This is a genomic window from Photobacterium frigidiphilum (assembly GCF_003025615.1).
GTDB lineage: Bacteria > Pseudomonadota > Gammaproteobacteria > Enterobacterales > Vibrionaceae > Photobacterium > Photobacterium frigidiphilum.
In genome coordinates this window covers 1-11,044 of sequence record NZ_PYMJ01000067.1, presented here as the reverse complement: position 1 = coordinate 11,044, position 11,044 = coordinate 1, and the positions used below count along the sequence as shown (strand labels likewise).

The window sequence follows — 11,044 nt, the reverse complement described above, 5'->3', positions numbered from 1 at the left end:
CCCCCGCCACTTCTTTCGACCACATGATTTTAAGTAGCATTGCAAAACCAATCGCTGGCACCATCTTCGCGCCAATGCCTAGCCCCTCAAGTAATACTTTTGGTGCATTTTCATCAATCCACGTTGCTGCATGTTCGCCAAAGTACACAGTGATAAATGCCACAACAGAATAGAGAAGCGCTCGTAAGCCAAGAGTTGAAATCAGGAGTCGGTCAATACCATCAGAATCACCTTGCTCTGCGTATTTATCTGCCTTGCCCATGGTGAATGACGTAACAGCGAAGAAGCCAATTACAAGCATTTGCATCAATACTGCGATAGGCATACCGACACCCATTGCAACTTCAGCTGTTTGCCCTGTCATCACTGCAAAAGCAACCGCAGCAATCGTACCCAAAGTTACATCTGGTGGCTGAGCACCAGCGTTCGGAACTAAGCCTAACCAAGCAAGTTCGAGTGTTGCACCGGCAATCAAACCGATTTGCATATCACCCATGATCAGACCAACAACTGGTCCGGTAATTAACGGACGGTGGATATTCAATGCGACATCGTATTTATCGATACCACAGAAGAACGCCCATACCGCGACAAGCATCGCTTCAAAAAACATAATTAATTCCTTTACCTATGATTTACTGATTGGCTTTATGCATTTTCCACGGCAAGATCAAGCACATTAATAGGCTTCTGATCCGGTGTGTTTTGTACGGTACACGTCACGCCGCGCTCAACCATACGTTCAAATGCATTCAAATCTTTACTATCAACAGATACCGTTTTCGCTATCTGACGTTTACCTTCATGAAAGTGCATGTTGCCGACATTACAGTGGGTAATTGGCACACCACCTTCAACAAGACGTGCAACATCTGTAGGGTTGTTACACAAAACAAAAATATTCTGTTTTGGCGATGCTTTATGGATCACATCAATTGTTTTCTGAATGGAAAAAAAACGTACGGCATATTCACCACCAGCTGACGCTTTCATTCCTGCCTGCATAAAGACGGCATTTGGTCCTTCAGCGGCATCATCATTCGCCACTAAAATAAGGTTTGCTTCGGTGTGTTTACCCCAAGTAATACGAATTTGGCCGTGTAAAAGACGCTCATCAATACGTGTCCAAACAATATTAGGTGCAGTCATAAGAGTTCTACCTTCTTGTCATTTTCTAATTATTAAATTTATGAATAGTGACACCTTGAACCACACGGTTTACTTCACCAGTTGGGCAAGGGTTATCAGGTGTATTGCCTAACGTAATGGCGCGATGAAACGCATACGTTTGAGCGAAAATCATATAGGGGAATAACAATTCAACATCCGTTGCTGAATCCATATCTGGTACCAGATAGTAATCACCATTGGTCACTAACTCATCCTGCTGAGCCGTAATAGCAATCACTTTTTTAGCGGTATTATCACGTCGAAGTTCACTAAGAAGATCGAGGTCATATTGGCGGGTATAAGGGTCATTAGAGATGTACACGACAATCATTGTTTCATTATCAACAATAGATTTAGGTCCGTGACGGAAGCCTAGCGGAGAATCAAAACATGCCACAACTTTACCAGCAGTTAACTCAAGCAATTTTAATGCTGATTCCTGAGCCAAGCCCTGCAAACCTCCACTTCCTAAGTAAATGACGCGCTGAATAGTATCTCCTGCAATACTACTGATATTGTTATTAATTTCTTTGACTAGCCCCTCAGAACACTTACAAAATCTTTCGATTTCTTTCGTGTAATCGTTACCAGATGTAACAACTGAAAAAGCGGCTAACATCATTGACGAAAAACTTGACGTCATCGCAAAGGATTTGTCATTTGTTTCTTCAGGCATTAACAATGCGAACGATTTATTATCATTGACCGCGTTTTTATATAATTGCCCTTCCCCATTACACGTCAGTACAAGGTGAAAACAATTTGTAAGGCACTGATTAGCCAGTTCTACTGCTGCTACACTTTCTGGGCTATTGCCTGAACGAGCAAATGACACTAATAACGTTGGTAGATCTTCCGCAAAAAACTGGGCTGGGTTTGAGACTAAATCAGTAGAAGCAATGGCTTCGACTCGTAAACCTGTTTTCTTTGATAACGCGGGTGCTAATGCACTACCCGCAAAAGCCGATGTGCCCGCGCCAGTCAATACAATACGTAAATTTGGCTGCGCTAATGCGTTGCTCATGAATGCATTAATTGCAGGTAGGCACTCTTGAATAATGGCATGTGTTTTACGCCAGCAAGATGGCTGCTGCTCAATCTCTTTTGCCGTCCAGAATGCATTAAGCCGTTCAAGTTCAAGCTCGGAATAACCAAGATATTGGTTCATGTACTACCTCTTAATCTTTATTTAGTTTGCATGCCTTCGCGTAACTGCGAAGTACCTGACGAATTTTTTCAAGAACCAATGTTTTTGGATCTGCGCTTATTTGTCCTTCACGCACAGCATGAAATTGCTCGGGAAGATATTGGCTCAATAATGGAAGGGGAATACCGGCACGCGTAAGGTTGTCGAACAACTTACTTTGTGCTGCATGGATATTTTGATCAGGCCAGTAGTAGCGAATACGGTCACTAAAGCTATAACAGCGAGCAAAACGCTGCTGTGACTCATTGCCCTGATAATATTTATTCCAATATTCAGGAGCATCACACATCTGCTTCTCTATCTGTTCTTTCAGGTTTGAACAGTGTGCTTTAGGCACTATTTCAGCTTCGATATCACACAGATTAAAGAGCGCTTCGCGCATAGCAAAGGTAAGTGCGGGGCCGACTTTCAAAATGGCAAAATGATCATCAACCAGCGCTTTATACGCTTTATCGGTTTGATAGTCGGTTGAGTGCGCTTCAAATATAAGGTGATCGTGATGATTAACAACATCACTTAATGCTTGGGCTTTTTCTGAGCAATAGTCGATAACACCTGTGTGATCAAATTCAACACCAGGTTGTACGACAAGACCTATAACCCGAGACCAGCAGCTTGAAACACCGACTTTTGCAAATGCTTCTTTGTGGCTACGAATTGTTTCGTTTGCAGCCTCGGCTGACGTTACTTTAAGTTCAGCCAATTCTTCAGCTGCACCACCAGGTACAGGAACTTCAGTACCGATGACATAGACCAGATCGCTGGCACCAAAGACATTAATCGCCGTATTTTCAGCAATTTTAGCTAAACGGGCAGCACGCTCTGCGACAATTGCATCAGATAATGGGATTGGATCCCCTAAACAAGACATACTGCAATCGAGGTGAATTTTCTTAAAACCTGCCGCAACGTATGCAGTAATCAAGACATCTGCATTATTCATCGCTTCTTCAACAGCAAGATGCTGCCAACGGTTAGGACCAAGGTGATCGCCACCAAGAATGAGGTTTTCAGTTGGAAAGTGAAGCGCTTCCGCTTGTTCTAAAACAAAATTACGAAAATCAACAGGTGTCATACCTGTATAACCACCAAATTGATCCACTTGGTTGGAGGTAGCTTCAATTAATAATAAAGAATCATCGCTTAGCGCCTGAGTAAGCGCCGCCTCAATAACTAACGGATGAGCAGAGCAGACAGAATAAATGCCATTTTTATCGCCTGCTTTATGGCGCTGAACGAGATTTAGAAGGGTGTTCATTTACTAACTCCATAGTCAACATCTAAGATGTGGCAATGGAGCTAGCGATTAATTTCCTTTTTCAACAATAATAACGTCAACTTTCATTTCACGAAGACCCTGTAAATAGTCTTCAGGAATATCAGAATCTGTTACCAAGATATCAATATTTCCAAACTCTCGAATCATGTGACAGCTACGTTTACCAAATTTGGTAGAATCGACAACTGCAATAACCTGTTCAGAAATTTCACACATCAAGCGATTGAGGCTTGCCTCTTGTTCGCTGTGTGTGGTGATACCTGCTCGCAAATCAAAACCGTCTACACCTAAAAATACCTTATCAAATCGGTAATTTTTTAAGCTGCTTTCAGCTTGCGAGCCAGAAAAAGAAAGTGCACCTTTACGAAGTACACCGCCAGACATCAAAACCTCAATTCCAGGTGCTGATGCCAACTCCATTGCTACATCTAGACCGTTGGTCATTACCACTACATCATCTAGTGCTTTCAAACTAGACGCGATTTCTCGCGTTGTAGTACCCGAATCCAGAATAACCGTGTCACCACTTTCAATCAGTTTCGCTGCCGCCTGACCAATAAGAGATTTAATGCCGGCATTTTGACGGCGTTTCTCATGAACAGTCAGCTCTGCTATTACCCCAGAATTCGGAATTGCCGCACCGTGTGAACGAACCACATAGCCATTTTTTTCCAGAAAACTAAGGTCACTGCGAATAGTGACACTAGAGACATTAAATTGTGCAGCAAGATCCTCAACACGAGCTTTACCATCACGGTTAACTAGGTTAACGATTTCCATACGTCTTTCGACAGCACTTTTCACTTTACTTTGTCTCCTTACAAAACCAGCAAAATCTCTTTCGCTTGATTTCGAATATAGCTTACACCTAAAAACGAAAGCAACAATGCGTAAAATGAAAACTTTTGATCTCTTTCACATTCTTTCGCATTCTTACACTTACACTTGCGTACATTTACGCATTTGATGACATCATAACCTTCGAAAGACCCATTGCCAAACGTAAACACCGTTAATGCGGCATACCTTTCACTTTTTAAGCGTACATCCTTTCATCTCCCTTTCGTAAAAAGCACTATTTTACTTTCGATTTCTTTTTTGTGATCGAATACACAGCCAATAAGCTTTCGATAACTTACGATCCGCAACAAACCGGAAGTGCAAGTGCGGAATTTAATAACTAAAACAATAAATGAAAGCATTTTGCTTTCACTTGTTTTTATCCAATACATCTCACGTTCAGGAGTTGAACATGTCTATCACCCGCCGAAGTTTGCTAAAAGGAATGGCTGCAACCAGTGCCGTTGCCGCTACAACGATGAGCTCTGGCTGTACTTCAGCCCAGCAAAACCCTACGGACTCCTCTTTATCGAATACTAAGATAAAGAAGCCTAACTTACTGATTGTTTTCCCAGACGAAATGCGTGCCCAGTCTTTGGGCTTTATGAATCAAGATCCTTCAGATACGCCGCATATCAACCGTTTTGCCAACCAGAGTGCTGTTCTTCACCAAGCCGTTTCCAACTTCCCACTATGTACTCCATTTAGAGGCATGCTGATGACAGGTCAATATCCATACCGTAATGGTATTCAGGGTAATAGCCACACAGCCATGCCTGGTAAGTTTGGCGGCAAAGACTTTGGTATTGAGCTAAAGAAAAATACTCGCACTTGGTCTGATGTACTAAAAGACCAAGGCTACAGCATGGGCTATATAGGGAAATGGCACCTTGATACGCCAGAGGCTCCTTTCATTCCGAGTTATAACAACCCGATGGAAGGCCGTTACTGGAATGATTGGACAGCTCCGGATCGTCGTCATGGTTTTGATTTTTGGTATGCCTACGGTACTTACGATAAACATTTAACACCCATGTATTGGACCAATGAGACACCGCGTGATCAGCCAATCAAAGTGAATCAGTGGAGCCCTGAGCATGAAGCCGATATAGCCATAAAATACCTGCGAAATGAAAACGGAAAATACCGTGATAGTGACAAACCGTTTACGCTGGTTGTTTCTATGAACCCTCCGCATTCTCCTTATGATGAAGTGCCGAAAAAATATCTCGACCGTTATCAGAATGACACTTCTGAAAGCCTTAATACCCGACCAAATGTTCAATGGGATAAAGGCTATCAAGAAGGGTATGGGCCTGCGTACTTCAAAGAGTACATGGCAATGGTACACGGTGTAGATGCGCAATTTGGTCGGATTATTGATGAACTTGACCGACTTGGTCTGGAAGAAGACACCTTGGTGGTATTTTTCTCAGATCATGGCTGCTGTATGGGCTCTAACGGTAAGCCCACCAAGAATGTCCACTATGAAGAGGCAATGCGGATTCCAATGATGTTCCGCTGGCCCGGTAAAATTGCACCACGCCAAGATGATCTGCTCTTCTCTTCACCTGACATCTACCCAACCATTTTCGGTTTAATGGGAATGCCAGAACTGATCCCAGACACAGTGGAAGGCTTTAACTATGCCAACAGTGTCCATGGGCTAGAAGGCGACAACAGACCGACATCTCAAATGTATACGTTTATGCCTTACGGCGGTCAATCCTACGGTCGTCGTGGTGTGCGAACCGATCGCTACACCTTAATGGTTGACCGCAAAATAGGTAAGCCTCTTACTTTCGTTTTACACGACAACCAAAACGATCCATACCAGATGCAAAACATCGCACAACAGAATGAAAGCATCGTGGTTTCGTTGATCGAAGAAGAACTACTCCCTTGGTTAGAGCATACCGGTGATCCTTGGCGCCCAACAGAAGTGCCAGCATCAACAGCAAATGCATACACCTAATTTATTGACACAATCCTAAACACAATTAAAAAGGTTATTATGAAAACGACACTTAAATTTGTTGCCGCTTCTATGCTATTGGCAACAACCTCACATGCAGTGGCAAATGACTATAAAACGACCGTAGAGTATCGACACGAATATAGAGATGGAAATAATAAACATTCTGATCGCGTAAAAGCCTTCATCGATACAGGAAAGAATATCGGCTTCGAATTAGATGCTCGTTATAACAACGACGAAGAAGACAAAATGTATGATTCCATGACGATGAATGGATCTGAATTATCAATCTTCTATTACACAAAGCTTAAGCCTAACTTAACAGGTGTATTTGGTTCCTCATTAGATTTTAATCCTGATGGCTTGGTCTATGTACCTTACGCACGTTTAAATTATTCTTTTGATAATGGCTTCCGCATCCAAGGTCGATATAAGTGGAAACTATGGGATTACAGTCAAGAAGGCACTGATGGCAATAGCTATCACTCTAAAATTCAGCAGTTTGATACCTGGCTAGGTTACAAAACAGGAGATTGGGATTTCCAGTACGAATTTCAGTTCTGGAAGGAAATGGAAGGCAACGGCAAAGCTTTATTTGATAACGGCTCAACCGATTATTTGCATAATGTTCGCTTAATGTATGCTTTCAATATGAAAGATGGCGAAAAGTGGCGTCCATTTATTGAACTAGGGCAAGTGAAATTAAACCGCACAACAGATGAGCGTCAGCTTCGTTATCGTGTTGGTATTAAATATACTTGGTAAGAACATAGGCTGCCTACGGCAGCAACTAACGACCTGTTAGTTTTACTGTTCATAACAGGCATAGACAGGTATCTTCCTGTCTATGCACTCAGATAAACCACTCAAAGCCCTTTTCAATCGACAACAGGAATGGCTGACGTTCCTCAACAAACACATCGGTCACGTTCGTGAAGCAGTCATTGAAAATGTCACTAAGATGCTCGCCTGCGGCACCGCGGCATTTGGCTCCCGAAAATATACGTGTGCCAACACATCACCTTCACGATGCCCGATAAACTGTGGGAGATATTCCGCTATAACCGTCAATTATTAGGAAAACTCTTCAACTGCGCGGCTCAGATACTGATTAGTTGGGCGAAAGCAAAAGGACTGGAGATCGGTATTTTCTGTGCACTCCATACCTACGGTCGCCGGCTTAACTGGAATACCCATATTCACCTGTCAGTGACCCGAGGCGGAATTTGCCCTAAAACAGGTACATGGAAGCCTATCTTTTTCAAAGCCAAAGAAACCGAAGCCTGCTGGCGATATGCCATCATCACCTTACTGCGTGAGCAGTATGGTGAGATTGACCTGTCAGCCGAGCCGTATGCCCATATCAGAGAGGAAAGAGACTGGCATCACTTTCTCGATAGCCAGTACCAGCGGTACTGGAAGGTGCACTTTGCCAAAAAGACAGACAATATCTTACAGACGGTCAGTTATCTTGGCCGCTACCTGAAACGCCCGCCGGTGTCGGCTTCGCGTCTACGCCATTACAGCAAAGGCGGCATGTTGACGTTTGATTATCTGAATCACCGTACAGGTCAAATTGAAAGCTTAACGCTGCCGCCGGCCGCGTTAATAGAAAGGCTGGTCGAACATATCCCCGATAAAGGCTTCAAAATGATCCGTTACTACGGCTTTCTGTCCAACCGTCATCGGGGTGAGATGTTGCCCAAAGTGTATAAAGCTTTAAAGATGGAAGAGAAAAAGAAACCCACTTTGCCCGGTTATGCCGCGATGCTGAAGGGGTATGTGAATGTAGACCCATATGAATGTGTGCTGTGCCAAAGTCGATTGATTTTCAATGGGTATCGAGCCGGAACGCCGCTCTCAGAGTTGACGGCTTCGGCATTAGTGCAGGCGAGTATGATGCTGGCCTGATGGCCGGTACGGGATAGGTGTATTCAAATGAGGGTAAAAAGGCAATATCTGTTCAATAATGCGCCGTTGAATGGCGACGAAAGAAACGTAGGCAATAACAGAGGTGAAAAATAGTCAGTTTGCGCCTGCCTCCGTTCATGGTAAGGGATATTGAACATAGGCTGCCAACGGCAGCAACTAACGACCTGTTAGTTTTGCTGTTCATCATTGGCATAGACAGGTATCTTCCTGTCTATGCACCCAGACAAACCACTCAAAGCCCGCAGGAATGGCTGACGTTCCTCAATAAGCATATCGGTCACGTTCGCGAAGCGGTCATTGAGAATGTCACTAAGATGCTTGCCTGCGGCACCGCGGTATTTGGCTCCCGAAAATATACGTGCTCCAACACCCGCAGCTCTCACATCAAATTCATCAATTAAACCTGCAAGTCCAGGGCTTGCAATAGCTGTGGCATCAAAGCCACGGAGCGCTGGGTGCAAATTCAGCAATATGTCCTTCCCGATTGTGAATGGCAACACATCACCTTCACCATGCCCGACAAACTGTGGGAGATATTCCGCTATAACCGCCCACTATTAGGGAAGCTCTTCAACTGCGCGGCTCAGATACTGATTAGTTGGGCGAAGGCAAAAGGACTGGAGATCGGCATTTTCTGTGCGCTCCATACCTACGGTCGCCAGCTTAACTGGAATACCCATATTCACCTCTCTATGACCCGAGGCGGAATTTGCCCTAAGGCAGGTACATGGAAGCCCATCTTTTTTAAAGCCAAAGAAACCGAATCCTATGCTCATATCAGAGAGGAAAGAGACTGGCTTCACTTTCTCTTGGTAGCCAGTGCCAGCGGTACTGGAAGGTGCACTTTATCAAAAAGACAGACAATATCTTGCAGACGGTCAGTTATCTTGGCCGCTACCTGAAACGCCCGTCGGTGTCGGCTTCGCGTCTGCGCCATTACAGCAAAGGTGGCATGTTGACGTTTGATTATCTGAATCACCGTACAGGTCAGCCGGCCGTGTTAATAGAAAGGTTGGTTGAGCATATCCCCGATAAAGGCTTCAAAATGATCCGTTACTACGGCTTTCTGTCCAACCGTCATCGGGGTGAGATATTGCCAAAAGTGTATAAAGCTTTAAAGATGGAAGAGAAAAAGAAACCCACTTTGCCTGGTTATGCCGCGATGCTGAAAGGGTATGTCAATGTTGACCCGTATGAATGTGTGCAGTGCCAAAGTCGGTTGGTTTTCAATGGGTACCGAGCCGGAACGCCGCTCTCAGAGTTGACGGCTTCAACATTAGTTTTGGCGAGTATGATGCCGGCCTGATGACCGGTACGGGATAGGTGTATTCAAATGCCGGTAAAAAGGCAATATCTGTTTAATAATGCAGCATTGAATGGCGACGAAAGGAACGCAGGCAATAAAAGAGGTACAAAGAGTCTATTTGTACCTCTTTTATTCATGGTAAGGAATATTGAAATTCCTTACCATTGACACAGTATTACATTTGCGCCCAAGGGCTACCAGCATTGCCTGGCTGATCACCTTTTGTCCACCACTTCGCTTTATAAGTCACGCCGTTGAAGGTTACTTGGTCTCCTCCCGTATAGACTTTATCTGACTTCCACTCTCCAAAGCCTGATTCAGCTTTTACATTCACAATAATAGTCGCCACATCAGATGCTTGACCATCATTAACGGTAACCAACACGTCAATTGTGGTATCAACTTGTGTTGTAGGGGCTGTAACAGTGATATCAGCACCTGTCGCGGTTACTGCAACCGTACCAACAGATGAAGAGTAAGCCAATGTATCACCGTCTGCATCTTGTGCTGAAACTGAAATCACAACAGTTTTACTACTGTCGACAGTTACAGAAGCAGGCGTAGTGAGTACTGGCGGCGCATTTTCAACGACGCCTGAACCTTTAACATTAACCACAACATCTTTTATCACGCTCTTTCTACCATCACTGACCGATACTGTAACTATCACCTGAGTATCTGTGCCGGTATTAACGGCTTGATAAGTTACCGTCGCAGAACCATTACCATTATCGACAACGGTGGCATTCGTGGCGGTGAAAGACAATGAATCACCATCGGTATCTGTCGCAGAAACAGAGAAACTTACCGTTTGACCAGAATCAACGACCTGTGCTTCTGGCACACTTAATACTGGTGCAGCGTTAGAAACAGTGCCAGCACTAAACACACGATCAATGGCTTCAGCCAAAGGCGAGCTTAATTTAGTACATTCTTTCAGCTTCCTACCATGGCTAATAAATGTGCCTTCACATTTAATATCACCATGCACTTGCCACACTATTACACCACCAAGATCATTATCAACAATGTATTGGGCTTTTTTCTCGATAGAAGGAACGTCGTCATAACTTAAGAAATATTTACCTTTCACAGCATAAGGTACTTCTGCGGCTGCATCCCACTTATGCTCCCAACCGCCAGTTTGTATAATGTAATTATAATTTGGCTGACCTTCGAATTCTTTCCAGTTATCTAAATCAACAGAAGATAATGTTGGCCCATCAACACTAAAGTTAACGGTACGTTTTTCTGTTGGAGCCCCAAGATACGCTGTGGCTTCAGATGTTTGAACACCACGTCCATAAAAGGCTGCACCGAAGTTAATCTTGT

At 43.9% G+C, this 11,044-nt stretch carries 8 protein-coding genes and 2 pseudogenes; 4 read left to right on the top strand and 6 right to left on the bottom strand.

All coding sequences use genetic code 11. The features are described 5' to 3' along the window. From C9J12_RS29045 to agaR, 5 genes are all read right to left on the bottom strand, one after another. The coding region (locus C9J12_RS29045) for a PTS mannose/fructose/sorbose/N-acetylgalactosamine transporter subunit IIC (protein ID WP_107246779.1) at positions 1-613 on the bottom strand (613 nt) is incomplete at its 3' end. Positions 614-648: 35 nt separating this feature from the next. Further along, positions 649-1,149, bottom strand: coding sequence for a PTS N-acetylgalactosamine transporter subunit IIB (agaV, locus tag C9J12_RS29040; protein ID WP_107246776.1), 501 nt, complete (start codon positions 1,147-1,149; stop codon positions 649-651). 25 nt (positions 1,150-1,174) lie between these two features. Beyond that, positions 1,175-2,338 carry an AgaS family sugar isomerase gene (locus C9J12_RS29035; protein WP_107246774.1) on the bottom strand — a complete coding sequence of 388 codons (1,164 nt, stop codon included), beginning with the start codon at positions 2,336-2,338 and terminating at the stop codon, positions 1,175-1,177. A gap of 10 nt (positions 2,339-2,348) precedes the next feature. Then, positions 2,349-3,635 (bottom strand): tagatose-bisphosphate aldolase subunit KbaZ, encoded by a 1,287-nt coding sequence (gene kbaZ / locus C9J12_RS29030; RefSeq protein ID WP_107246771.1) that lies wholly within the window; start codon positions 3,633-3,635, stop codon positions 2,349-2,351. 48 nt (positions 3,636-3,683) lie between these two features. Continuing rightward, on the bottom strand, positions 3,684-4,460 hold the full coding sequence (gene agaR, locus C9J12_RS29025) for a transcriptional repressor AgaR (protein ID WP_107246768.1): 777 nt from the start codon (positions 4,458-4,460) through the stop codon (positions 3,684-3,686). Between the two features lie 448 nt (positions 4,461-4,908). Here agaR and C9J12_RS29020 point away from each other — a divergent pair, with 448 nt between their 5' ends. From C9J12_RS29020 to C9J12_RS29005, 4 genes and pseudogenes are all read left to right on the top strand, one after another. After that, on the top strand, positions 4,909-6,471 hold the full coding sequence (locus tag C9J12_RS29020; RefSeq protein ID WP_107246766.1) for a sulfatase family protein: 1,563 nt from the start codon (positions 4,909-4,911) through the stop codon (positions 6,469-6,471). A gap of 39 nt (positions 6,472-6,510) precedes the next feature. Beyond that, positions 6,511-7,239, top strand: coding sequence for an oligogalacturonate-specific porin KdgM family protein (locus C9J12_RS29015; protein WP_107246764.1), 729 nt, complete (start codon positions 6,511-6,513; stop codon positions 7,237-7,239). Between the two features lie 82 nt (positions 7,240-7,321). Beyond that, positions 7,322-8,385: pseudogene (locus C9J12_RS29010) on the top strand (IS91 family transposase). 212 nt (positions 8,386-8,597) lie between these two features. After that, positions 8,598-9,712, top strand: a pseudogene (locus C9J12_RS29005) (IS91 family transposase). 175 nt (positions 9,713-9,887) lie between these two features. Here C9J12_RS29005 and C9J12_RS29000 read toward each other — a convergent pair. Beyond that, positions 9,888-11,044, bottom strand: a 1,157-nt coding sequence (locus tag C9J12_RS29000) for a glycosyl hydrolase family 18 protein (RefSeq protein WP_227876505.1), incomplete at its 5' end; no start/stop codon positions are given.

What these genes read in the sequence shown, in the direction of transcription:
- agaV (WP_107246776.1), bottom strand. Translation starts at nt 1,149, where the DNA reads ATGACTGCACCTAATATTGTTTGGACACGTATTGATGAGCGTCTTTTA.
- C9J12_RS29035 (WP_107246774.1), bottom strand. Translation starts at nt 2,338, where the DNA reads ATGAACCAATATCTTGGTTATTCCGAGCTTGAACTTGAACGGCTTAAT.
- kbaZ (WP_107246771.1), bottom strand. Translation starts at nt 3,635, where the DNA reads ATGAACACCCTTCTAAATCTCGTTCAGCGCCATAAAGCAGGCGATAAA.
- C9J12_RS29020 (WP_107246766.1), top strand. Translation starts at nt 4,909, where the DNA reads ATGTCTATCACCCGCCGAAGTTTGCTAAAAGGAATGGCTGCAACCAGT.
- C9J12_RS29015 (WP_107246764.1), top strand. Translation starts at nt 6,511, where the DNA reads ATGAAAACGACACTTAAATTTGTTGCCGCTTCTATGCTATTGGCAACA.